The sequence below is a fragment of the Dactylosporangium vinaceum genome, from assembly GCF_019904175.1.
In the GTDB taxonomy this organism is placed as follows: Bacteria; Actinomycetota; Actinomycetes; order Mycobacteriales; family Micromonosporaceae; genus Dactylosporangium; species Dactylosporangium vinaceum.
The window spans coordinates 1,757,694-1,781,696 of the sequence record NZ_CP061913.1; the positions used below are offsets into that span (position 1 = coordinate 1,757,694).

At 71.2% G+C, this 24,003-nt stretch carries 14 protein-coding genes; 7 read left to right on the forward strand and 7 right to left on the reverse strand.

What is annotated here, in order from left to right; all coding sequences use genetic code 11:
- Positions 1-150: 150 nt before the first annotated feature.
- On the reverse strand, positions 151-2,040 hold the full coding sequence (locus Dvina_RS07640; RefSeq protein ID WP_223101644.1) for a penicillin-binding transpeptidase domain-containing protein: 1,890 nt from the start codon (positions 2,038-2,040) through the stop codon (positions 151-153).
- A gap of 203 nt (positions 2,041-2,243) precedes the next feature.
- Between Dvina_RS07640 and Dvina_RS07645 the strand changes: the two genes are divergently transcribed.
- Positions 2,244-7,124: an NAD-glutamate dehydrogenase gene (locus tag Dvina_RS07645; protein WP_246656086.1), complete on the forward strand. Its 4,881-nt coding sequence runs from the start codon at positions 2,244-2,246 to the stop codon at positions 7,122-7,124.
- Between the two features lie 1,084 nt (positions 7,125-8,208).
- Here the strand turns inward: Dvina_RS07645 and Dvina_RS07650 are convergent.
- Entirely contained in the window at positions 8,209-9,660 is a 1,452-nt protein-coding gene (locus Dvina_RS07650) for a glycoside hydrolase family 3 protein (protein WP_223101645.1), read from the reverse strand.
- 162 nt (positions 9,661-9,822) lie between these two features.
- Between Dvina_RS07650 and Dvina_RS07655 the strand changes: the two genes are divergently transcribed.
- Complete coding sequence (locus Dvina_RS07655) at positions 9,823-10,995, forward strand: ROK family transcriptional regulator (protein WP_223101646.1); 1,173 nt, start codon at positions 9,823-9,825, stop codon at positions 10,993-10,995.
- A 12-nt stretch (positions 10,996-11,007) separates the two neighbouring features.
- Here Dvina_RS07655 and Dvina_RS07660 read toward each other — a convergent pair whose 3' ends face one another.
- Positions 11,008-11,994 (reverse strand): ABC transporter permease subunit, encoded by a 987-nt coding sequence (locus Dvina_RS07660; RefSeq protein ID WP_223101647.1) that lies wholly within the window; start codon positions 11,992-11,994, stop codon positions 11,008-11,010.
- Positions 11,991-12,965: an ABC transporter ATP-binding protein gene (locus Dvina_RS07665; RefSeq protein WP_223101648.1), complete on the reverse strand. Its 975-nt coding sequence runs from the start codon at positions 12,963-12,965 to the stop codon at positions 11,991-11,993. The genes Dvina_RS07660 and Dvina_RS07665 overlap by 4 nt, the downstream gene beginning before the upstream one ends.
- Between Dvina_RS07665 and Dvina_RS07670 the strand changes: the two genes are divergently transcribed.
- A complete protein-coding gene (locus tag Dvina_RS07670) occupies positions 12,964-13,827 on the forward strand; it encodes an ABC transporter ATP-binding protein (protein ID WP_223105386.1) in 864 nt (287 codons plus the stop codon). The two genes, Dvina_RS07665 and Dvina_RS07670, sit on opposite strands and share 2 nt — an antisense overlap.
- Positions 13,828-14,015: 188 nt before the next feature.
- Here Dvina_RS07670 and Dvina_RS07675 read toward each other — a convergent pair whose 3' ends face one another.
- Positions 14,016-15,389, reverse strand: a complete 1,374-nt coding sequence (locus Dvina_RS07675; RefSeq protein ID WP_223101649.1) for a hypothetical protein — start codon at positions 15,387-15,389, stop codon at positions 14,016-14,018.
- Positions 15,390-15,649: 260 nt separating this feature from the next.
- Complete coding sequence (locus tag Dvina_RS07680; RefSeq protein ID WP_246656087.1) at positions 15,650-16,432, reverse strand: enoyl-CoA hydratase/isomerase family protein; 783 nt, start codon at positions 16,430-16,432, stop codon at positions 15,650-15,652.
- Positions 16,433-16,495: 63 nt separating this feature from the next.
- Between Dvina_RS07680 and Dvina_RS07685 the strand changes: the two genes are divergently transcribed.
- The 4 genes from Dvina_RS07685 to Dvina_RS07700 are packed head-to-tail and all read left to right on the forward strand — an operon-like array spanning position 16,496 to position 22,302.
- Entirely contained in the window at positions 16,496-16,966 is a 471-nt protein-coding gene (locus tag Dvina_RS07685) for a DUF6232 family protein (RefSeq protein WP_223101650.1), read from the forward strand.
- Positions 16,967-16,976: 10 nt separating this feature from the next.
- Entirely contained in the window at positions 16,977-18,773 is a 1,797-nt protein-coding gene (locus Dvina_RS07690) for an Hsp70 family protein (RefSeq protein WP_223101651.1), read from the forward strand.
- A gap of 21 nt (positions 18,774-18,794) precedes the next feature.
- Positions 18,795-20,651 (forward strand): Hsp70 family protein, encoded by a 1,857-nt coding sequence (locus Dvina_RS07695; RefSeq protein WP_223101652.1) that lies wholly within the window; start codon positions 18,795-18,797, stop codon positions 20,649-20,651.
- Between the two features lie 28 nt (positions 20,652-20,679).
- Positions 20,680-22,302 carry an acetolactate synthase gene (locus Dvina_RS07700; RefSeq protein WP_223101653.1) on the forward strand — a complete coding sequence of 541 codons (1,623 nt, stop codon included), beginning with the start codon at positions 20,680-20,682 and terminating at the stop codon, positions 22,300-22,302.
- Positions 22,303-23,309: 1,007 nt separating this feature from the next.
- Here the strand turns inward: Dvina_RS07700 and Dvina_RS07705 are convergent.
- Complete coding sequence (locus Dvina_RS07705) at positions 23,310-23,990, reverse strand: phosphonatase-like hydrolase (RefSeq protein ID WP_223101654.1); 681 nt, start codon at positions 23,988-23,990, stop codon at positions 23,310-23,312.
- Positions 23,991-24,003: the final 13 nt, after the last annotated feature.

The following is a 24,003-nucleotide window of genomic DNA, read 5'->3' on the forward strand; positions in this document are numbered from 1 at the left end:
GCTCGGGCCGCGCAACGGGGCGTTCGTGCCCTCGCAGGCGGCTCGGCGGGACGGGGCGGAGCTGCCCGAGTCGCCGTTGACGGATGTGGTGCCCGCGGCCCGTACTCCGGTTGAGGAGGACGAGACCGCGGGCTGAGCGTGAGGGTTGGATCAGCCGGTGGTCTGGAAGAACTTGCCGGCGATCGGGACGGCGGCCGCGGTTGAGGCGCCGCCGTTCTCGACGAACACGCAGAAGGCGATGTCGCCGCGGTAGCCCATGAACCACGAGTGGGTGTGGGCCGGGTCATTGTCGTACTCGGCCGTGCCCGTCTTGCCCCGCAGGTCACCCGGCAGGTTCTTGAGCTGGCTGGCCGTGCCCTCGGTGACGACCTCGCGCATCATCTGCCGCAGCGCGTCCAGGGACGCCTGGTTGAGCTGCGGGCCGTCGGCGGCCGGGCTCTTCGGCGCGGGTTCGAGCACCAGCTGCGGCTGCTTCCACTGGCCGCGGGCGACGCCGGCCGCCGCGGCCGCCATGACGACCGGGGAGACCAGGTTGGTGCCCTGGCCGAACGCGGCCGCCGCCTGCTCGGACTTGCTGCCGTTCACCGAGATCTTGCCGGTGAACACGTCGGCGCCGAGGTCCCACGGGATGCCCAGGCCGAGCGTGGCCGCGGTCTTGCCGAGGCCGTCCGGGGCGATCTGCGGTGCGAGCGAGGCGAACGCGGTGTTGCACGACTTGGAGAAGTCGGTGCGCAGCGGGACGTTGCCCAGCTCCTCGTCATGGGAGTTCTTGAACGTGCGGCCGTCGACCGTGAGGTTCTTCGGGCAGGCCACGACGGACTCGCCGGTCATGCCCTTGTCCAGCACCGCGAGGGCGGTGACGGTCTTGAGCATCGAGCCGGGCGGGGTCTGCCCGACGAGGGCGAAGTTGTTCGGCGCCGCGCCCGGGCCGTTGGCCACCGCGACTATCGAGTTGGTGCTGACCCGGATGGCGACCAGGGCCGAGCGCCGCTGCTCGCCGGCGAGGGCCTGCTCGGCCGCGTTCTGCATGCCCTGGTCGATAGTGATCTTGATGCCGGTGCCGGTGGTGGGATCGGTGGTGAACAGCTCCTTGTCGGGCGTGCCCTGCGGCATGGAGACGATCACCTTCACACCCGGCTTGCCCTGCAGGACCGAGTCGTACTTCTGCTGGAGGCCGGCCAGCCCCACGACGTCCCCGACCTGGTACTTGCCGGGGTTCTTGTCCATGATCTCCTTCGTCACCTCGCCGGTCGTGCCCAGCAGGGCGCGGGCGAACTGGGCCGAGGGGGCCAGGGACTGGGTCGACTTGCGGGTGATCACGCCCGGCGTCGAGTTGAGCTTGTTGGCGATCTGGTCGTAGACCTCCTGACGGAGGGTGACGATCTGCACGAACGCGTCGGGCGCGGCCGCCTTCACCTTGGCCGGCAGGCCGGACACGTCGACGTCGACCTTCGCCGCCGAGAACGCGTCTGTCAGATTTTTGACCACGATGTTGATGTCGGTGATCGAGCGGGGCTGCACGCCGACGATCACGACGGGCTTGCTGCTCACGATCGGCTGGCCGGAGCCGTCGAGGATGCTGCCGCGGGCGCCGGCCGTCTTGCGGATCGAAAGCTTGTCGGTGGCCTCAAGCTTGGGATTGATGGTCTTGGCGTCGAAGACCACCGTCCACTCCTTGTCGACGCGCTTGGCGTTGACGGTGGTGTCGTACTCCCAGGACGAGTCCGCGACCGGCCAGGCCACGTGCACGACCGACGTGCTGTTGTCGTCCTTGACCACCGGCGCGCCCTTGGCGGTAAGCGTCGGCGGCTTGGCCGCCAGGTCGCCCGCGACAGTCGTCCACAGCTTCTGCGCCGCGTCGCCGGAGAGCGCTTTACCGTCCGGACTCAGGAACTTCAGGCCGGCGATGTTGCCCTTCTGCCAGGCCTCCAGGAAGGTCTTGAGTGAGTCGTCCGGCGGCTTGCTGGAGCACGCCTGGAGCGTGCCGAGCATCGCCAGGGCGGCGACGAGTGCGGTGACGCGACGGATTGAAACGGCCATGTGGGCGATTCTGCGCCATGAAAGCACGGAACCGCATTCCCAAGATCGCAACAAGTAGGACAATTCTGTGCGCCGATCTCCGCTTGATCGGGTACACGACGATGGTGAACCGGACTGAGGCGGTCCCCCCTCCGGCATTTTCTGGGCGGACTAGCCTGGCGCATGGACAACCCACAACGTCGTGGGCGAGGGGAGAACAACCGATGAATCGGCCTGGGGCAACCCCGGTGAAGGACGGCACGCAGGGTTTACGCGACGGGCGGAACCCGGATGCGATCGAGGACGACGAGCTGGAGCAGTCAGTGCCCAACGCGGAGCATCTCGTCGCGGAGGCGGTCGTACTGGCCACCGCGCAGAACGCCGATCCGGAGCTGGTCGCGGCCTACTGGCGCCTGGTGCCCGACGAGGAGCTGGCGGGCTGCAACGTCGTCAAGATGGTCGCGGCCACCCAGTCGCACCTCGAGCTCGCCCAGCAGCGCACCCCCGGCGAGCTGAAGCTGCGCCTCGGGCTGAGCGTCACCGGCGGCACCTCGGTGGAGATCGTCACCGACGACATGCCGTTCCTGGTCGACTCGGTCACCAGCGCGCTGTCCTCGCGCAACATCGACGTCAACCTCCTCGTGCATCCGCTGGTGGTCGTGCGGCGGGCCCCGCTCGGTGCGCTCGAGGCGATCCGCATCGGCGTCGAGCCCGAGGACGCGCTGCCCGGTGACGTCGTCGAGAGCTGGATCCGCATCGAGGTCGACCGCATCCGCGACGAGGCCGAGCTGGAGGAGCTGCGCACCGACCTGACCCGGGTGCTCGTCGACGTCCGCGAGGCCGTCGAGGACTGGGGCAAGATGCGCACCCAGGCCCTGGCGCTGGCCGACGAGCTCGGCTCCGCGCAGCTGCCCGTCCCGGACAAGGACATCACCGACTCCGTCGAGCTCCTGCGCTGGCTGGTCGATGACCACTTCACGTTCCTGGGCTTCCGGCAGTACAAGCTGATCAAGGGCGAGCACGGCGAGGAGCTGCTCCAGGCGGTCCTGGGCACCGGCCTGGGCATCCTGCGGGCCGACCAGGTCAGGCCGCGGGCGCTGTCGTCGATGACGGCCGAGGCCTACGCGAAGGCCCTGGAGAAGCGGCTGCTGATCATCACCAAGGCCAACTCCCGGGCGACGGTGCACCGCTCGGCGTATCTGGACTACATCGGCTTCAAGATGTTCGACACCGACGGCAACGTGATCGGTGAGAAGCGCTTCCTGGGGCTGTTCTCGTCCGCGGCGTACCGCACCAGCGTCCGCGACCTGCCGGTCGTCAAGCGCAAGGTCGCCGAGGTGGTGGAGCGCTCCGGCCTGTCGCCGCGCTCCCACTCCGGCAAGGACCTGATGGAGACGCTCGAGACGTATCCGCGCGACGAGCTCTTCCAGATCGGCACCGACGAGCTCTACAAGGCCGTCATGGGCGTGCTGCGGCTGGCCGGCCGCCGCCAGCTGCGGGTCTTCCTGCGCCGCGACGCCTACGGCCGGTTCATCTCCTGCCTGGTCTACCTGCCCCGGGACCGGTTCACCACGGCCAACCGGCTGCGCATCCAGCAGATCCTGCTGGCCGAGCTCAACGGCGTGGGCGTGGACTACACCACCCGGGTCAGCGAGTCGAAGTTCGCGCGCGTGCACTTCATCGTGCGCACCGAGCCCGGCAACCCGCCCGGCTGGGTCGACGTCGACGACCTCACCGAGCGCCTGTCCGAGGCGACCCGCCTGTGGGACGACGACTTCCGGCTCGTCCTGGAGCGCAAGCTCAACGACGAGCACCAGGCCAAGGTCCTCTACCAGCGCTACGGCGGCGCGATCTCCGACACGTACAAGGACGAGCACACGCCCTACGAGGCGGTGAAGGACGTCGCCAAGCTCGAGCTGCTCGACGAGCCCGGGCAGCTGGTCATGCACGTCTACCGCCGCCGCCAGGACGAGTCGGACATCCGCTTCAAGGTGTTCCGCTACGGCGAGCCCATGCTCCTCTCGGCCGTCCTGCCCGTGCTGCACTCCCTCGGGGTGCGGGTCACCGACGAGCGCCCCTACGAGGTCGTGCGGGCCGACGGGACCATCTACCTGTACGACTTCGGCCTCCAGCTGCCGCCGGACTCGCGGGCGATCGCCGACGTGCGGCCCCACCTCGAGAACGCGTTCTCGGCGACCTGGCGGGGTGAGGCCGAGGTCGACAACTTCAACTCCCTCGTGCTCAAGGCCGGCCTGACCTGGCGCGAGGTCGTGGTGCTGCGGGCCTACGCGAAGTACCTGCGCCAGGCCGGCACTGTCTTCTCGCAGGACTACATGGAGACGACGCTGCTGGCGTACCCGGCGATCGCCTCCAAGCTCGTCGCGCTCTTCGCGGCCCGGTTCGACCCGCGGCTGCAGCTGTCCGAGGCGACCCGCTCGGTGCAGTCGAAGGAGCTCGTCGCCGCGATCCACACCGAACTCGATGAGGTCACGAGCCTCGATCAGGACCGGATCCTGCGCTCGTTCCTGCACCTGATCCAGGCGACGCTGCGCACGTCGTTCTTCCAGCGGGGCGACGGCGGCCGGCCGAAGTCCTACACCGCGATCAAGCTCGACCCGCAGTCCATCCCCGACCTGCCCGCTCCCCGGCCCCGCTTCGAGATTTTCGTGTACTCCCCCCGCTTCGAGGGCGTGCACCTGCGCTTCGGCTCCGTGGCCCGGGGCGGCCTGCGCTGGTCCGACCGGCGCGAGGACTTCCGGACCGAGATCCTCGGGCTGGTCAAGGCGCAGATGGTCAAGAACGCCGTGATCGTGCCGACCGGTGCCAAGGGCGGGTTCGTGCTCAAGCAGAACCCGGGCGACCGCGACGAGGCCGTGGCCTGCTACCAGCTGTTCATCTCGGCCCTGCTCGACGTGACCGACAACCTCGACGGCGGCAAGATCGTGGCGCCGCCGGACGTGGTGCGCCACGACCCCGACGACCCGTATCTCGTGGTCGCGGCCGACAAGGGCACGGCGACGTTCTCCGACATCGCGAACGAGATCTCGGTGCGGTACGGCTTCTGGCTCGGCGACGCGTTCGCCTCGGGCGGGTCGGCCGGCTACGACCACAAGAAGATGGGCATCACCGCCAAGGGTGCCTGGGAGTCGGTCAAGCGGCACTTCCGCGAGCTCGGCGTCGACACCCAGACGACCGAGTTCACAGTGGTCGGCGTGGGCGACATGTCGGGTGACGTGTTCGGCAACGGGATGCTGCTCTCGGAGCACATCCGCCTGGTGGCCGCGTTCGACCACCGGCACATCTTCATCGACCCCTCGCCCGACGCGGCCACCTCGTTCCAGGAGCGGTCCCGGCTCTTCGCGCTGCCGCGATCGTCCTGGGACGATTACGATAAATCGCTCATCTCGCCCGGTGGCGGCATCTTCTCGCGCGCGGCGAAGTCCATCGCGCTGTCCGACGAGGCCCGGGCCGCGCTCGGCATCACCGCGACCGGCCCGCTCACGCCCAACGACCTGATGCACGCGATCCTGGCCGCGCCCGTCGACCTGTTCTGGAACGGCGGCATCGGCACCTACGTCAAGGCGACGAGCGAGTCGCACGTCGAGGTGGGGGACAAGGCCAACGACTACATCCGGGTCAACGGCCGGGAGCTGCGGGCCAAGGTCGTCGGCGAGGGCGGCAACCTGGGCCTGACCCAGCGCGGCCGCATCGAGTACGCCCTTAACGGCGGCCGCATCGCCACCGACTTCATCGACAACTCGGCCGGCGTCGACTGCTCCGACCACGAGGTCAACATCAAGATCCTCCTCGACCGCGCGGTGGCCGCGGGCGAGCTGGCGTCGGCCGACCGCAACCCGCTGCTGGCCGAGATGACCGACGAGGTCGGTGAGTTGGTCCTGCGCGACAACTACGACCAGGCCACGGCCTTGGGCAACGCGCGCGCCCAGTCTCGCTCGCTGCTGCCCGTCCACAAGCGGCTGATCGCCGACCTGGAGCGCCGCGGCCAGCTCGACCGCGCCCTCGAGGGCCTGCCGACCGACGAGCAGCTCGACGAGCGCGCCGCCACCGGCGTGGGCCTGACCTCGCCGGAGTTCGCGGTCCTGCTCTCCTACGTCAAGATCGTCCTGGAGCACGAGATCCTCGACTCGGAGCTGCCGGACGAGGCGTGGACGACCGAGGTGCTCGTCGAGTACTTCCCGACCGCCCTGCGCGAGCGCTTCGCCGAGGCGATGGCCGAGCACCCGCTGCGCCGCGAGATCGTCACCACCGCGGTCGTCAACGCGGCAGTGAACCGGGGCGGCACCTCGTTCTTCCACCGCGCCTCCGAGGAGACCGGGGCGGGCGCGGCCGACATCCTGCGCGCGTCGGTCGTGGTCAACGAGGTCTTCGGCCTCAGCGAGCTGCGCCGCGCGGTCGAGTCGCTCGACAATGTGATCCCGACCCAGTCGCAGACCGCCGTCTACCTGGAGATGCGCCGCCTCCTGGACCGGGCGGTGCGCTGGCTGGTCTCCAACCGCCGGCTGCCGATCGACGTCCCCGCCGAGATCGCCCGCCTCAAGCCCGGCATCGCCCGGCTGCTCCCGCAGCTGGACACCCTGTTCCGCGGCCGCGAGCGCGACGCCCTGCGGGCCAACGCGGAAGGCCTGCAGGAGCTGGGCCTGCCGGAGGAGATCGCCGACAGCACGACCCGCATCATGTACGGCTTCGGCCTCCTCGACATCGTGGAGGTCGCCGCCACCACGGGCCGCGACGTGAACGAGGTGGCGACGGTCTACTACCTGCTGTCCGAGCGGTTCCGGGTCGACGACCTGCTGTCGCGCATCTCGGACCTCCCGCGCGAGGACCGCTGGCAGACGCTGGCCCGGATGGCACTGCGCTACGACCTGTACGCCGCGCTGGCCGCCCTGACCGCCGAGGTCCTCAACGCCACGTCGCCGGAGCTCGACACCGAGGCCCGGGTGCACGAGTGGGAGCAGAGCAACGCCACGTCGATCGCCCGGACGCGCAACGCGATAGGCGAGTTCGGCGAGTCTCCCGGTGATCTGGCCGCGCTGTCGGTGCTGCTGCGGCAGATCCGCACGCTGGTGCGGGCGTCGGCCGCGTAGTCCGGTGACGGCCCCGGCGCTCTCTGGTGCCGGGGCCGTCCCAGGCCGGCTCTCCGGTTGCCGCGGTTTCGGCTCCTCCGGTCGTCGCGGTTTCGAGTGCTCCGGTCGTGGCGGTGCCGGGTGCTGCGGCTGGAGGGGCACCGCGTTGTGGGCTCGGCCGATGGGAACCACCGGATTAGCGTGGGCGCGGTCGTAGTCTGGCTGCGGTGCATCGGCAGGGTTCCGTGGGCCGGCGGCGGGTCCGTCGTGGTCGTCATTCGGTGGTGCCGGGCCGCGGCGCCTGCGGCGGCAAAGGAGATTCCGGCTCGTTGTCGGTAGCGTTTCGAGCGCCTGGAGGCACAGTTCTTGGAACAGTCCGAGGATTGTCGTGCCGGCGGCGCGCGCAGGAATTTTGCGGCCCGAACCGAATAGGAAACCGTACGCTGCTTGTATCGCCGCAGGCGCCCACGAGCCATTGCCACCGAACGATGACCACGGCGGGCCCGGCACGACCCCGCCGACCCCTGCCGATGCGCGGCGACCGGACAACGGTCCGGACCACGCTACCCGGTTCTTGGCCCGCGCGGACGTCACGTTTTGCGGTGCCGGTCCGGCCGGGCTCTCTTCTCGCGCGAACTCGGCATCCGGTGCAGGCGCGGCAGCAGCACTCGGCGCCTCGGTCGGCGAAGGCGAAGCATCACGGAGGCGCCGGAGCTCGGCCCCATGCCGCTGCGCCGGCTCCCAGTCCCGATGCCAGGCATGGTCCCGGCGAAACTCCTTGTGCAACGGAGAGCCATTCCGCGCCCGAGTGCGGTCGCGCAGCAAAGCGGTTGCCGCCCGATCGAACAAACTCAGCTGCCCAGCCACACGGCAATCGTCGCAGCCCCGATGTTAACCGGGCGTTAGCGAAGTTTGCGCCATTGCAAATGGCGCAAGCCTTATGCCTTAAACCTTTTTCACTACGGACGCCGAAGGGAGGCGCCCCAGCGCCGACCGCTTCGCCTACTCTGGCTCGATGGGCTTCGCATTGACCGACCCAGAGCAGGCGCTGACGGGAGCAGCGGACCGCAAGAACCGCGGACCCGAGTAAAAATCCTTCGCTTGCTCAGGCCGCCAGGCCAAGCGTTTCAGCCGCTGCGCGGCCGTTCGCGTGGCTCGCCCCCCACGTGGTGATGAAGGCGCGCGCCCCCGCCGGCCGCCACGAGGATGGCCAGCCCATCTCGACCACCGTCACCGCGTGGGTCGAGGCCAGCGCGTCGACGAGCGTCCGCGCGCCCGGCAGGCGGTGGACGTTGCGGCCCACGACCACGATCGGGCGGCTGCCCGCGCGGGTGCGCAGGGCAGCGAGGTCGGCCTGGGCGGCGACGACGCGGATCTGCTCCGTGCCGTTCACGTGCGGGCCCAGGCCCCACGGCACGCGGCCGGCGGCGATCGAGGACTCGGACTCCAGCTGGACGATCAGCGGGGCGGCGGCGCGGTCGTGGCTGCCCTCGATGCGGACGGCGCCGAGGGCCGCGGGGTAGCCCAGGCCCGGCTCCTCGCGGTCGGTGCGGTCGCCGCTGGTGGTCCAGGCGGCCAGGTCGGTCACGCGGGCCACGGCCTCCTCGACGCGGGCCAGCGGGAGGCGGCCGTCCTGGACGGCGGTGACGATCGCGTCCGCGCAGGCGTTGGTGACGGCCTCGTCGATGTCGGCGCCGATGCAGAGCAGGTCGGCGCCCGCGGCCAGGGCCAGGACGGCGCCCTGGGGGATGCCGCCCGCATACTTGGCCGCGCCGACCATCTCCAGCGCATCGGTCACGACGACGCCGGTGAAGCCCAGCTCGCGACGCAGCAGGTCGTCGAGGACGCGCGGGCTGAAGGTGGCCGGGGCGTCGCCGGTGAGCGCAGGGACGCGAATGTGCGCGGACATGATCGACTTGGCGCCGGCCTCGATCGCGGCGATGAACGGGGGGAGCTCGCGGCTGCGCAGTTCCGCGGCGGTGATGTCGACGGTCGGCAGTTCGCGGTGGGAGTCGGCGAGCGTGGCGCCGTGGCCCGGGAAGTGCTTGGCGCAGGCGGCGACGCAGGCTCCCTGCAGGCCCAGGACGGCGGCGGCGGTGTGGGTGGCGACGACGATCGGGTCGGCGCCGAAGCTGCGGGTGCCGATGATCGGGTTGTCGTCGGCCGTGTTCACGTCGACGGTCGGGGCGAGGTTCAGGTTGATGCCCAGCGCTTCGAGCTCGGCGCCGATGGTGCGGTACACCCGCCGCGTCACCGCGGGATCGCCGAGCGCGCCCAGTGCGGCGTTGCCGGGGTAGGGGCTGCCCGCGCGGTGGGCCAGGCGGGTGACGTCGCCGCCCTCCTCGTCGATGGCGATGAGGACGCCGTCGCGGGCGGCGTGCAGGCTCTTGGTCAGCGCGGCGACCTGCTCACGCTCGACGATGTTGTAGCCGAACAGCACGTGGCCGGCCATTCCCTCGGCGAGGAGGTCCACGGCCCAGGCTGGGGCCTGTTCCCCGCGGAAGGCGCCGAGCAGCGTGCCCAGGGCCAGGCGGCGGAGTCCGGGATCGGTCGACACGTTGTTCCCCCCTCAGCCCGTCCGATCGCTACCACGATCGTAGGAGCTTCATGACCGGTTGGGCGTAGGCCGACCGGTTGCTCGGCCGTACGCTCTGTCCTAATAGGTTGCGAGTGGCACGCTAATAGGAAAGTTTCCTAAATACTAGGGGTCTTCGTCACCATGAGTTCCACCCGACTGCCCGGCACGCCTCGCCTGCTGCGCGCCCTCAACGACCGTGCCGCCCTGGAGCTGCTGCTCAGCCGCGGCCCGCTGACTCGCGCGCAACTGGGCGAGCTGACCGGGCTGTCCAAGGTCACCGCGTCCCAGCTTGTCGAACGGCTGGAGGAGCGCGGGCTGGTGACGCGCGTCGGCGAGCAGGCCGGCGGCCGCGGGCCCAACGCGCAGATGTATGCGGTCGTGCCGGCCACCGCGTTCGTCGTCGGCGTTGATGCCGGGCCCGGGCACGTGGTGGCCGGCGTGGCCGACATCACGGGCAACATCGTCGGGCGCACCGACGTCGCCATCGGCGAAGGCGACGACCCGGTCAAGGTCGTGCACGCCGCGGTCGTCGAGGCCGCGGGCGCCGCCGGGGCCCCGATCGACCGCATCCGCCGCATCGTGCTCGGCACCCCCGGCCTGGTCGACCCGGGCAGCGGCGAGATCACCTTCGCCTGGGACCTCCCGCGCTGGCACCGCGGCCTGCTCACGGCCCTGCGCGACGACCTCGGCCGGCCCGTCATGTTCGAGAACGACGTGAACCTGGCCGCCATCGCCGAGCAGCACTCCGGCGCCGCTGTCGGGACGAAGGACTTCGTGCTGGTCTGGCTGGACCGGGGCGTCGGCACCGCCGTCGTGCTCGGCGGGCGCCTGCACCGGGGCGCGGCCGGGGCGGCGGGCGAGATCGGGTACCTCCCCGTCGCCGGCACCCAGGTCAGCCGCGACGTGTCGCGCCGGTCGAAGAACGGCTTCCGGACCCTCGTCGACGCCGCGGCCGTGCGCGCGATCGCCAAGACCCACGGCTTCAAGTCCACCGGCGCGGCCGACGCGGTCCGGGCCGCCATCGCCGCCGGCACCGCGGGCAGCCCGTTCCTGGACGAGCTGGCCCGCCGGATCTCGCTGGGCGTGGCCTCGGTCGGGCTCGTGCTCGACCCGGAGCTGGTGGTCCTGGCCGGCGACGTCGGGCAGGCCGGCGGGGCGGACCTGGCCCAGCGGGTGCAGCACGAGGTCGCGGCGATCGCCGTCGTCTCGCCCCGCGTGGTGCCGACCGAGGTGGGCGCGGAGCCGGTCCTGCACGGGGCGATCCTGACCGGGCTCGACGCCGTCCGGGAAGAGGTGTTCGGCTCGACGGCGTGAAAGTTTCGGGTTCTACCTCGCGTCGCGGCGGTTCATGGCGAGAAATGCGACGGCCGCGACGGCGAGCGCCGCGAGCGCGATCACCGCGCCGGACGCGCCCCAGCTCGGCTCGAACCGGGGCCGCAGGGTGCCGCCCTCCACGTTCTGCGTGACCTTGTCCAGGCCCATGCGCAGCCAGGAGTGGGCGTAGGTGGACAGGCGGTACGGCTCCGCGTAGTCCCGGGGCGTCTGGACCACGGTGAAGACCAGGGTGCTGCCGAGCTCCCACAGCAGCAGGTACGAGATCCCGACCCCGAGCGCGGCCGACGTGTGCCGGCCGATCGAGGCGATCGAGAAGCCGAGGGCCGCGCCCGCCATCGCCAGGAGGATCACCCGCAGGGCGGTCAGGGCCAGGGAGCCGAACTCGCCCGCCGTGAACCCGGCGGCGTCGCCCGCGGCCGCGATGGCGATGAAGGCCACGGTCCACAGGGTGAGGTACACCGCGGTTATGGTGCCGACCCCGGCCATGGCGGCCAGCAGCTTCGCCCCCAGGACCCGCGAGCGGCGGGGCGCCCACAGCAGCAGCCCGGCCATGCCGCCGGAGCTCCACTCGACGCCGACGAACGACGCGCCGAGCACGAACCCGGCCAGCGTCAGCAGCAGCGCGGCGCCGTAGAACAGCGACGGCCACTGGCGCTGGAACGAGAAGCCGTAGTCCAGCAGCGAGTCGCGGGTCGGGCGGGGGCCGTAGTCGCAGTTCCTCGGCAGGTCCTCGTTCGGCCCGGCCTGCTCCAGGCCGCTCTGGACCTTGCCGCAGTGGTCGGTGCGCTGGTCCCACAGCTGGCCCAGGCTCACCGCGCGCTCCGCGGCCCTCGCCTGCTCGGCCGGGGTGGGGGAGCTGCCGGTCAGGGTGTATCCGAACGTGAGGAAGGCCAGGGCCGTGCCCACCAGGATGAGCGTCACGAGCGTGACCCGGCGGCTGAACAGGCGGGTCCACTCCGCGGCGAACAGGTGCGTCATGATGCCCGGTGCTCCTCGGGGGTCCAGTCGGAGTTGTCGACGGGGCGGAAGGCGCCGGGGCGGGGGCCGCCGCCGGTGATCGTGAGGAACGCGTCCTCCAGCTGGGCGACCGGGGCCAGCTCACGCACCCACATGTCGTTGACGCCGAGCGTGTGCGACACCCAGGCCGGATCGGCCAGGTCGTACACCACGATGTGGTCGCCGGCGACGCTCACCTCCGCGCCCGCCCCGGCCAGGATCTCCGCGGCGCGCTGGTGGTCGTCGACGCGCACGCGGTACGCCCCCTTGTCGGCGACCGCGAGGACCTCGGAGACCGGGCCGGCGGCGACGGTACGGCCGCGGGAGATGATCGTGACGGTGTCGCAGATCTGGTGGATCTCGGCCAGGATGTGGCTGGAGATGACGACCGTCTTGCCCCGGTCCGCGTGGCCGCGCAGCAGATCGCGCATCTCCCGCACGCCGGCCGGGTCGAGCCCGTTGTTCGGCTCGTCCAGGATCAGCAGGTCGGGGTCCTTGAGCAGGGCCGACGCCACCGCGAGCCGCTGGCGCATGCCCATGGAGTAGGACCGCACCAGGTCTTCGGAGCGGTCCGACAACCCGACCTGATCAAGAACAACCCCGACCCGCTGCTTCGGTACCCCACCCGCCTTCGCCAGCAGCGAGAGCGTCTTGTACCCGCTGAAGTTGCCGAAGAACGCGGGCGCCTCGACGATCGCACCCACCCGCGGGGCGACCTCGGCCTGCCTGCGGGGCACCGGCTCGCCGAAGATGGCCATCCGCCCGCCGTCGGCTCGCAGCAGCCCCAGCAGTGTCTTGAGCGTCGTGGACTTGCCGGAGCCGTTCGGGCCGAGGAAGCCGTGGATCTGCCCCGGCTCGACCACCATGTCCAGGCGGTCGAGGGCGGCCCGTGGCTTGCCGAACACGCTCTGGTAGGTCTTGACCAGACCGTCGATTTCCAGTGCCGGTGTCATCGCAGCGCACAATACGTCCTCGCCCACGCGCGCGGGGCCCCGGCAGCCGTCGATATCTCCGGCGTGGTTGGATTGGCATGTGTCAGATGACCTTGTCATTGCGGTGGAGCACGCGACCGTCACCCGCAACGGCAACCACCTCATCCATTCGGTGAGCTGGCAGGTCGAGCTGGACGAGCGCTGGGTGATCCTCGGCCCGAACGGCGCCGGCAAGACCACGCTGCTCAACCTCGCCGGCGCGCGCCTGCACCCGACCCGCGGTACCGTCGACGTCCTCGGCGAGCGCCTGGGCCGCACCAACATCGCCGAGCTCCGGACCCGCCTCGGCTTCACCTCCAACGGCCTGCCCCTGCCGGCCGAGGAGACCGCCCGCAACGTGGTCATGACCGCCTCGTGGGGCGTGGTCGGCCGCTACCGCGAGCGCTATGACCGCCTGGACGAGGGCCGCGCGCAGGCGCTCCTGTCGCAGCTCGGGGTCGCGAACCTGGGCGACCGCCTCTACGGCACCCTCTCGGAGGGCGAGCGCAAGCGGGTACAGATCGCGCGGGCCCTCATGACCGACCCCGAGCTCCTCCTGCTGGACGAGCCCACGGCGGGCCTGGACCTGGGCGCCCGCGAGGACCTCGTGCGCCGCCTGTCCGAGCTGGCCGAGGACCCGGACGCCCCCGCCATCGTCCTGGTCACCCACCACGTCGAGGAGATCCCCCCGAGCTTCACCCACGCCATGCTCATGCGCGACGGCGCCGTGGTGGCCCAGGGGCTCCTGCGCGACACGATCACGGCCGACAACCTCTCGACGGCCTTCGGCCTGCCGCTGAAGCTGTCGACCATCGACGGACGGTTCCACGCCCAGGCGGCCTGATCACGAGGGGGAGGCTTCGCCTCCACCCACACCCCCTCACGATCTCCGCCGGCAGTTCCAGGCCGCAGAGGTCGTCCTGCTTGCGCATCGCCTAGGCGGGAGGTGCCACGGGCGGCTGCGCACCATTGTGATTTCGGAGCTTTTGGAACAGCGGTGAGCGCCTTCCGACGCCGAAGGCGTCATACACGTCATTCAGAACCTTCTCGCTGTAGCAGATCATCACTGACGCATCGGCCACCACGATGACTGCCGCGGTCGTGAACGTGATCCATGGCCCGAGGCTGTGGGGACGCTCCCGTCAGTGCGAACGTCGCGAAAGCGATCCACCAGGCGACCGGGCGCTGCAGAAGGTAGGCCGGAACGATCTCGGCCACACCGAGAGCGAATGGTATGGCGGTGTCGCGAAACGTCGGCGCCCATCGTGCGATCGTTGTGAACCACAGATATTCGTACGATACGATGATCAGCCCGGCTAGGTTCAGAGCCGACTGTGCAAGGGCAGGCGCCATCGCCGTCGGTGAAATGGAACTGATGTACCGGGTGGACTCGCTGACGATCGCTGCCAGTGCTACGCCCTGAATGATGCTGATGATCATCAGGTAGCCCTGTGGGAAGATCTCGATCGAGCGCCGCACCAATGTGTCGGTATCGAGGGGTTCGAGGATGCCGGCCCGGATCCGATCTGCGGGCTGCTGCTCGGCTTGCCTCATCGCAGTTGCGATGGACTCCGCGCTCGCCGCCGGCGGTGCCGTCTTGACGCCTTGGGCGCGATAGGTGGGGTATCCACCCGCGGACCACGAGCTCAGTAAGGAGAATGCGGCGACCGCGGTCAGGCTGACCGCCGGCACTGCATCACTGATGTGATGATCGCTCGAGGTCAAGGTGATCTGGGCGGCGGCGCCGATCAGTGAGATGAGGGCGAGCCCGATGGCAAGCTGGGTGATGACACGAACGCTGGCGGTGCCGGCTTGTCGCTTGATGGACCGGACCTTGCGGATGGTCAGAGCCAGGATTGCAACCGATGTGAGCACACTGGCGGAATACCAGTCGAGCCATTGATGGAACGGGCTCGACTCCTGATGGTTCTGATGCAGGTGGTCGGCTACCCCCGCCCACATCAGGAGGACGACGAGTGGTGGCAGTACCCAGACGAGGATGTTCCGGAGGAGCTCAACTGACTCTGATCCGATGTCGTTCGCCCAGGTGTCGTCCTGCTGGAGGTCGGCCATCAGCGCCAACATCGAATAGAAGAGCATGATGCCGGCGACCGAGAACCCCAGGCCTGCGGTCGTCTGGAGCGACGCAACGCGCGATGTGCCCTGCGGCTCACCGGAAAGCAATGCAAAGTCAAGACTGGAAGCAACTAGCCCGACGAAAGCGCCGAGCAGAGGTGCGATGCTGCGCAATGGTTGCCGGCCGGCCCGGTTGCTGCGGCGTTGCATCGTCAGCAATGCAGTGAGGCCCGCGAATGAGAATCCGGCCAGAAGGCCGGCCAGTTGAGAATAGTAACCGGCGACCTGCGGCAGATTGTTCGGAGGATCGAACAGCAGAAGCTCGCGCACGGCCGCCTCGCCTCGTGTCACTGCTCAGAATTTCGACACGCATCAGAACCATCACCTCTGGCGAGGCGTTGTCCGCTATAAAGGTATCGAAATACGTGCTGGAATCCGTCCTCCTGATGGTCGACGGTGCTCGACTGTACGTTTGGATCCGCTCCCGGCATCGAGTGCTCCGACGAGCGCAAAGCTTGGGCACGAAGGCGGGACCGCCCGAGGCGAGGCGCGGCCTCCCGCCGCGAGCGATCCCGCCGCTGGCGGAAGTCTCAGCGGCCCTTGAAGGTGGGTTTGCGCTTCTCGACGAAGGCGCTCATGCCCTCGGCCTTGTCCTCGGTGGCGAAGAGGCCCGCGAAGAGCTGGCTCTCCCAGGTCAGGGCCGAGGCCAGGTCCATCTCCAGGCCGCCGTCGACGGCCAGCTTCGCCGCGCGCAGGGCCAGGGCCGGGCCGTTGACGTAGGGGCGGACCAGGTCCACGGCGGCCGCGTACACGTCGTCCTTCGGCACGACGCGGTCGACCAGGCCGATGGCGAGGGCCTCCGGGGCCGCGACGAAGCGGCCGGACATGATGAGGTCCTTCGCGCGGGCCGGGCCGATGAGGCGGGACAGGCGCTGGGTGCCGCCGGCGCCCGGGATGATGCCCAGGGTGATCTCGGGCTGGCCGAGCTTGGCGTCCTCGGCGGCCACTCGCCAGTCGGCGGTCAGGGCCAGCTCGCAGCCGCCGCCGAGGGCGAAGCCGGTGATCGCGGCCACCACCGGCTTGGGGATGCGGGCCACCGCGTCGAAGGCGGAGGTGAGCCGGCCCGCGCGGGCGGACATCTCGGCGTAGCCCATGCCGGCCATCTCCTTGATGTCGGCGCCGGCCGCGAAGACCTTCTCGCCCCCGTAGACGACCACGGCGCGCACGTCGTCGCGCGCGGATGCGTCCTCGGCGGCCGCCCGCAGCTCCTCCTGGAGCTGGATGTTCAGGGCGTTCATCGGCGGCCGGTCCAGCCGGATGGTGCCGATGCCGTCCGCGACCTCCAGCCGCACGAGCGGGGTCTTCGAGTCCACGAGTGTCTCCTCAACGTCGTTGTCGTTGCCCGGAGCGTATTCCGCTGTACCTTCAGAGGTGCCATGGCCACCACGTACTACCGCGACAACGTGGTGCACATCAGCTCCGGCGGTGTGCGCGTCGCTGAATCCTGGTATCCCCTCGACAGCCTCACCTACATCTGGCACGAGCGCACGGGACGGCTCCGCCACGGGTTCTACATGCTCGGCACGCGCGGAGGCGCCATCCTGCTGGTGCTCGGCCTGCTGGTCGCGGCCGGGATCTTCGCCCGCCGGCTGGACTTCAGCGGCGAGAAACGCACCATGTACATCGCGGGCGGCATCCTCGCCGTGGTCGTCGTCGGCGGCATCCTCGCCTTCGCCCTGGAGGGCCTGCTCGACCTGCTCGATCGGGCCCATGACCACGGCAAGGGAGTACACGAGATATGGGTCCGGACCACATCGGGTGACGCAATGATCTATTCGACGACGGATTCCCCCAAGTTCGGGCAGATCTATCGCGCGCTCCAGCGGGCGGTCGAGCAGTCCGCCTAGACTGCGGCGCATGGTGGCCTTAGGGGTGGACTTCGGCACGTCACACACCGTGGCGGTGGCCCGATGGCCCGACGGGCGGGCCCGGCCGCTGCTGTTCGACGGCTCGCCGCTGCTGCCCTCCGCCGTGACGCTCGAGGAGCAGGGGCTGGTGGTCGGGCGCGATGCCGTGCACGCGGCGCGGCGCGCGCCCGAGCGCTTCGAGCCCAACCCCAAGCGGCGCATCGACGACGGTGCGGTGCTGCTCGGCGACAGCGCGGTACCGGTGCCGGAGATGGTCACAGCCGTGCTCCGGCGGGTGCTGGGGGAGTTCACCCGGACCGCCGGAGGTCCGCCCGACGCGGTGACCGTGACGCACCCGGCCGGGTGGGCCGCGACGCGGCGGGCCACGCTCGCCGAGGCGGTCCGGCAGGCCGGGCTGCCCGCGGCCGCGCTGGTGCCGGAGCCGGTCGCCGCGGCCACGTACTTCGCGCACGTCCTGCGCCACCTCGTGCCCGTCGGGTCCGCGGTCGTGGTGTACGACCTGGGCGCGGGCACGTTCGACGGCAGCGTGGTCGCCCGCACGGACGCGGGGTTCGACGTGCGCGCGGTCGGCGGGCGGGACGATCTCGGCGGCCTCGACTTCGACGAGCTCGTGGTCGGCCTGATCGCGAAGGCCCTGCCCGCGGCCGACTGGGCTCGCGTGAGCGGGGATCCGCGTGTGTACCGCCAGCTGCGCGACGAGGCGCGCGAAGCGAAGGAGCGGCTGTCCCGGGCCGCGTCAGTCACCGTGCTGGTGCCGGGGCTCGATGTGGACGTACAGCTGACAAGGGACGAATTCGAGGCCTCCGCGCGCCCGCTCGTCGAGCGCTCGGTGGCGTCGCTGGCCGAGACGTTGCGGCTGTCGCGGCTGACGTCCGAGCAGGTCGCGGGGATCTTCCTGGTCGGCGGGGCGAGCCAGATGCCGCTTGTCGCGACCGAGCTGCACCGCGAGTTCGGGCGGGCGCCGGTGACGATCGAGCAGCCGGAGCTGGTCGTGGCCGAGGGCAGTGTGCTCGTCGCCGCGCCCGCGCCCGCGCGTTTGCCCGCGCCCGCGCGGGCGCCCGCGCCCGCGCGGGCGCCCGAGCCGAGGACCGCTCCGACGCAGCCGGTCGCCACCCCCTCCGGCACCACGCCGTCCGTCGCCACGCCCTCCGTCTCGGCCCTGCCGGTCTCGCCGGGGCCCGTCGCGCCCGTGAGCCCCCTGCCGGTCAGCCCGCCGATGCTGCAGCGGCAGCCCTACCCGGTGCCGTCGCGGCCGGTCTACCTGCCGCCACCGCCGCCGCCTCAGGTCCTGTACTACCCGGTGGTGCCGCCGCCGATGATGCCGATGATCCCGCTGCGGAAGGGCCCGTGGTCCATCCGGTGGCCGGCCGGCTTCATGACGGCGTACGCCGTGGTGCTGTACGTCGGCGGCGGTCTGCTCCTGCTGTTGGCGGGTGTCCTGAACCTGTTCAACCCGCCGCCGGACGAGAACATCAGCGCGGAGGACATCGAGCGGTTCAAGGTCGACGGCCTCGAGTGGGGCGCGATCGGGCTGGTGGCGGCGACGCTCCTGATCAACGCGGCCGCGCGGGCGCGCCGGCCGGCCCGCGGGCATCACTGGTATCCGCTGGCGCTGTGCGTGATCGTGGCGGTCAGCAACCTGGCGCTGTCCGCCCAGACCCGCCAGGCCGGGTTCCTGATCGCCGCTGTGATCTTCATCCTGTCCACGGCGATGCTGCTGCTGCCCGGCTCGCGCCGGTGGATGCGCCGCCCGCCCAGGCCGCCGCAGGCCCCGGCCCGCTCGTAACGGCCGCCTAGACTCTGGGCCATGCCTACGCCAGGAATCCGGCTCGGGGTCGACTTCGGGACCTCGAACACCGTCGCCGTCGTACGGTGGCCGGACGGGCGCTCCCGGCCGCTCGTCTTCGACGGGTCGCCGCTGCTGCCCTCGGCCGTCTACGCCGAGCCGGGCGGGGCGATCATCGTCGGCCGCGACGCCGTGCACAGTGCCCGGCTCGAGCCGGCCCGCTTCGAGCCGAACCCGAAGCGGCGCATCGACGACGGAACCGTCCTGCTCGGTGACCGTGAGATCCCCGTCGGTGAATTGATTGCGGCGGTACTGCGGCGGGTCCGCGACGAGTGGGCGCGCAGTGTGGGCGGGGCCGCACCGGACGTGACGATCACCGTACCGGCCTCCTGGGGCGCGACCCGGCGCCTCCAGGTCGCCGACGCCGCGGTGGCCGCAGGCCTCGGCCAGGTCCGGCTGGTCCCCGAGCCGGTCGCCGCGGCGGCCTACTTCACCCAGGTCCTGGGCCACGACGTGAAGGTCGGCTCGGTCGTCGTCGTCTACGACTTCGGCGCCGGCACGTTCGACGCCAGCGTTGTCGCGCGCACCGCCGAGGGGTTCGAGGTGCTCGCCGTCGACGGGCGCGACGACATCGGCGGCATCGACTTCGACAACGCGGTCGTGAAGCACATCGGCACCATCTGCGAGCCGCGGGCGCCGCAGGAGTGGGGCCGCCTGATGAACCCGCAGACCGTCGAGGACCGCCGGCACCGCCGCCTGCTCTTCGACGACGCGAAGGTGGCCAAGGAGCGCCTGTCCCGCCAGCCGGCTTCGGACCTGACGATCCCGCTGCTCAACTTCGACGTGCACCTGACCCGGGAGGAGCTCGAGCGCCTGGCCCAGCCGATGATCGAGCAGACGATCCGGGTGACCAAGGGCGTGATGCGCTGGGCCCAGCTGAGCGAGGGCGCGGTCGCGGGCGTGTTCCTGGTCGGCGGCTCCAGCCGGATGCCGCTCGTCGCGACGCTGCTGCACCGGATGCTTGGCACCGCGCCGACCGCCATCGAACAGCCCGAGCTCGTGGTGGCCGAGGGCAGCATGCTGGCCGGCTCCCGGCCCACGCAGGCGACCGCGAAGCCCGCGCCCGGGCCGGCTACCGGCGTGCTGCCGCAGGTGCCGGGCTTCGAGTGGCAGCGCCCGGAGCCGGGTTCGGCCCCGCCGGTTTCGGCGCCGCCCGTGTCCGCGCCGCCGGTGTCGGGGTCTCCGGCCTTCTCCACGCCTCCGCCGAGCAGCCGGTTCGGCTCGCCCGTCTCGGCTCCTCCGGTCTCCACCCCTCCGGCGTCCACCCCTCCCGTCTCCGCCCCTCCGCTCTCCGCCCCTCCTGTCTCCACCCCTCCCGCGAACGGCCCGGTGTGGCCGCAGCACCAGCAGGCGGTCGCTCCGGTGTCCGTCCCGCCGCCGGTGTCCGCGCTGCCGCCGGTGTCCGCGCCGCCGGTCTCGGCGCCCCCGAACCGGCCGGTCAGCAGCGGGCGGGTCTACCAGAGCACACCGGAGCCCTCGACCCGATACGACGAGTACGGCCGGCCGTTCAATGCCGACGCCGCGTCGCCTCCGCGCGCGACGCCGCCCACGAGGCCACCGGCGAGGCCGTCCCAGGCCGCGACCCGCCCGATGCCGCCGCGGTCCGAGCCGCGGGTGCAGGCGCCGCCGCCCGCCGACTACGCGAAGGTGTACGAGGGTGGCCGCCGCCCCGGCCCGGGCGTCCGCGCGCTGCGAACGCTGCTCGTGATCGTGCTGCTGGTGACCGTGCCGCTGGCCGCCGGCATCGTCTCGTTCTACTTCACCACCGACCACTGGCCCGCGTTAGTCCAGGACTGGCTCGGCGGCAGCACCCCGTAGCACGGCAAAACGTGAGTAGGATTCGCGCATGACGACGATCGACGGGCACGGCGGGGATCTCGCGCTGGCGGCGCTGCGCGGCTTCGGGGTCAACGAGATGTTCACGCTCTCCGGCGGGCACGTCTTCCCGCTGTACGACGCGGCCAAGCGGGCCGGCGTGCGCATCGTCGACGTGCGCCACGAGCAGTCCGCCGTCTTCGCCGCCGAGGCGGTCGCCAAGCTGCAGCGGCGCCCCGGCCTGGCCGTGCTCACCGCCGGCCCCGGCGTCACCAACGGCGTCTCCGGCCTGACCAGCGCCCTGTTCAACGGCGCGCCGGTCGTCGTGCTCGGCGGCCGCGCGCCGCAGTTCCGCTGGGGCTCCGGCAGCCTCCAGGAGATGGACCACCTGCCGATCGTGCGGGCGGTCACCAAGCATGCCGAGACGATCTTCTCGACCGACGAGGTCTACGCGCGGATGCGGGCCGCGGCCCTGACGGCGCTCACCCCGCACCGCGGCCCGGTCTTCGTCGACCTGCCCCTCGAGGTCGTCTTCTCCACTGCCGACGGCATCGAAGTGCAAGACGCAGCGGTGGTACCGCCACAAGAAGCGGACCCCGACGAAATCCACCGCGCGGTGAGTCTGCTGGCCGCGGCCGAGCGCCCCGTCATCGTGGCCGGCTCGGACGTGTGGGCCGGCGACGCCACGGCCGCCCTGCGCGAGGCCGCGGAGGCGCTGCGCATCCCGGTCTTCGCCAACGGCATGGGCCGCGGCTCCCTCCCGCCGTCACACCCCCTGGCGTTCGCGCGGGCGCGCAAGCCCGCCTTCGGCGGCGCGGACGTCGTCGCGGTCATCGGCACGCCGCTGGACTTCCGCCTGAACTTCGGCGACTTCGGCGGCGCCCAGGTCGTCCACGTCACCGACGCCCCGTCGCAGAAGGCCGGCCACGTCACCCCCGCCGCCGCGCCCGTGGGCGATCTGCGGCTGGTGCTGTCGGCTTTCGCGGGGTACACCGGGATGATCGCGGACCACGAGGAGTGGATCGCCACCCTGCGCGCCGCCGAGAACGCGGCGAAGGGCCGCGAGACGGAGGCCCTGGAGGCCGACACCGACCCGATCAAGCCCAGCCGCATCTACGGCGAGCTGCGCAAGGTGCTGGCCGAGGACGCGGTGACCATCGGCGACGGCGGCGACTTCGTGTCCTACGCCGGCAAATACCTGGAGCCGTCCCGCCCCGGCACCTGGCTCGACCCGGGCCCGTACGGCTGCCTCGGCACCGGGATGGGCTACGCCATGGGCGCGCGGGTGACGTACCCGGACCGCCAGATCTGCGTCCTCATGGGCGACGGCGCGGCCGGCTTCTCCCTCATGGACGTGGAGTCCCTGGTCCGCCAGAACCTGCCGGTCGTCATCGTCGTGGGCAACAACGGCATCTGGGGCCTCGAGAAGCACCCGATGCGCCAGATCTACGGCTACGACCTGGCCGCCGACCTGCAGCCCGGCCTGCGCTACGACGACGTGGTGAAGGCGCTCGGCGGCGCCGGAGAGACGGTCGAGAAGCCCGGCGACCTGGCCGGCGCCCTGGGCCGCGCCTTCTCGGCCGGCGTGCCCTACCTGGTGAACGTCCTGACCGACCCCGAGGACGCCTACCCACGCTCGTCCAACCTGGCCTGACCGCCAGCTCCACCCAGACCCCGCCCCGACGCTGTCCCTAGGACGCCTGCGTCCCGACCTGCCTCCCGCCGCCGGACAGCACAGTCACGACGCGACGCGGACGTCCACCCGCCTGGGCGTCCGCACGTTCGCCCGCGCGTTTGTGCGCCCGCCCGCTACGCGTCCGCCCGCTACGCGCCCGCCCGCTACGCGTCCGCGCGTTCCCCCGTGCTTGTGCGTCTGAGTGCCTCGCGTCCGAGCTGCCTCGCGCGCTACGCGTCCGCGCGCTACGCGTCCGCGCGCTACGTGTCCGCGCGCTACGTGTCCGCGCGCTACGTGTCCGCGCGCTACGTGTCCGCGCGGCGTCTGCGTGCCTCGCGTCCGGGCGTTCCCCCGCGCTTGTGCGTCCAAGCGCGTCGCGTCCGTGCACCTGGCGTCCGTGCACCTTGCGTGGTTCGCCCGCCCGCTTACGCGTCCGCGCGCTACGCGTTTACGTGCCGCGCGTCCGCGCGTCCCCCCGTGCCTGTGTGTCCGAGTGCCTCGCGTCCGAGCGTCCCGCGTCCGAGCGTCCCGCGTCCGTGCGCCTCGCGCGTTGATCCGCCCGCATACGCGTCCGCGCGCTACGCATTCGCGCAGCATCTGCCTGCCTCGCGTCCGCGCGCATCGCATCCGCGGGCTACGCGTCCGTGCGCCTCGCGCGTTCGTCGTCCGAGCGCTCGCGTCCGTGCGCCTCGCGCGTTCGTCGTCCGCGCGCTACGCGTCTGAGCGGCGTCTGCGTGCCTTGCGTCCGCGCGCTACGCGTCCGAGCGCTCGCGTCCGAGGGCCTCGCGCGGTCGCCCGTCCGCTTGCGCGTTCGCGCGCTACTCGTCCGCGCGTTCGCGGGGTGCGGGTGTTGTTTCTTCGGGCGTGCGCGGTTTGGCGTCCGCTTGGCTGGTCGTCGCGCGTCCGTGCGGTTTGGCGTCCTTATGGGGCGGGCGTGGGGTGTCGCGTGTTCGGGTGCCGGCGTGGTCGGGCGGCTGCTGGTTGGGCTACTCCAGGCCCAGTAGGCGGGGTAGGGAGCCGATCGAGCCGATGACCTCGTGGGCGCCGGCGGAGTGCAGGGCCTGGCGGTCGCCGGCGCCGGTCAGGACGCCTACCAGGAGGCCCGCGCCCGCGCGTTGGCCGGCGATGAGATCTAGGGGAGTGTCGCCGACCACGACCATGCGGCGGACGTCCTCCACGCCGAGTTTGAGGGCGGAGACCAGCATGAAGTCGGGGAAGGGACGGCCGCGACCGGCGTCGGCCGGGGACAGGACCAGGTCGACCTGGCCCCACCAGCCCAGGGCGTCGATGATGGCCTCCTGGGTGGCGCGGGCGAAGCCGGTGGTGAGAGCCACCTTGATGCCGTTGGCGCGCAAGGTCTTGATGGCCTCGATGGCGCCCGGGATGGGCAGGACGGCGCCCTCGTCGACCAGCAGGCCGTACGCCTCCTCGAACGTCTCGTTCGCGGCCTGGGCCCGCTTCTCGTCGCCGTCCAGGAGGAGGCGGAACACCTCGATGCGGCTCTGGCCCATTGTCTTGCGGACTACGGCGAGCATGCGCTCGTGCTGAGGGGTGCCCGGAGCCACGCCCTCGCCGGCGAACGCCACTGTGAATGCCTGCTCGACAAGGCCTTCATCACGCACCGTAGTGCCTGCCATGTCGATGCAGGCGAGTTGCCACGCGGTCATCACGCGATATGAG

Coding starts and splice junctions, on each gene's coding strand:
- Dvina_RS07660 (WP_223101647.1), bottom strand. CDS start 11,994: ATGACGCACCTGTTCGCCGCGGAGTGGACCCGCCTGTTCAGCCGCCGG.
- Dvina_RS07705 (WP_223101654.1), bottom strand. CDS start 23,990: ATGACCGCGTGGCAACTCGCCTGCATCGACATGGCAGGCACTACGGTG.
- Dvina_RS07685 (WP_223101650.1), top strand. CDS start 16,496: ATGGCCACCACGTACTACCGCGACAACGTGGTGCACATCAGCTCCGGC.
- Dvina_RS07640 (WP_223101644.1), bottom strand. CDS start 2,040: ATGGCCGTTTCAATCCGTCGCGTCACCGCACTCGTCGCCGCCCTGGCG.
- Dvina_RS07645 (WP_246656086.1), top strand. CDS start 2,244: ATGAATCGGCCTGGGGCAACCCCGGTGAAGGACGGCACGCAGGGTTTA.
- Dvina_RS07700 (WP_223101653.1), top strand. CDS start 20,680: ATGACGACGATCGACGGGCACGGCGGGGATCTCGCGCTGGCGGCGCTG.
- Dvina_RS07665 (WP_223101648.1), bottom strand. CDS start 12,965: ATGACACCGGCACTGGAAATCGACGGTCTGGTCAAGACCTACCAGAGC.
- Dvina_RS07695 (WP_223101652.1), top strand. CDS start 18,795: ATGCCTACGCCAGGAATCCGGCTCGGGGTCGACTTCGGGACCTCGAAC.
- Dvina_RS07690 (WP_223101651.1), top strand. CDS start 16,977: ATGGTGGCCTTAGGGGTGGACTTCGGCACGTCACACACCGTGGCGGTG.
- Dvina_RS07655 (WP_223101646.1), top strand. CDS start 9,823: ATGAGTTCCACCCGACTGCCCGGCACGCCTCGCCTGCTGCGCGCCCTC.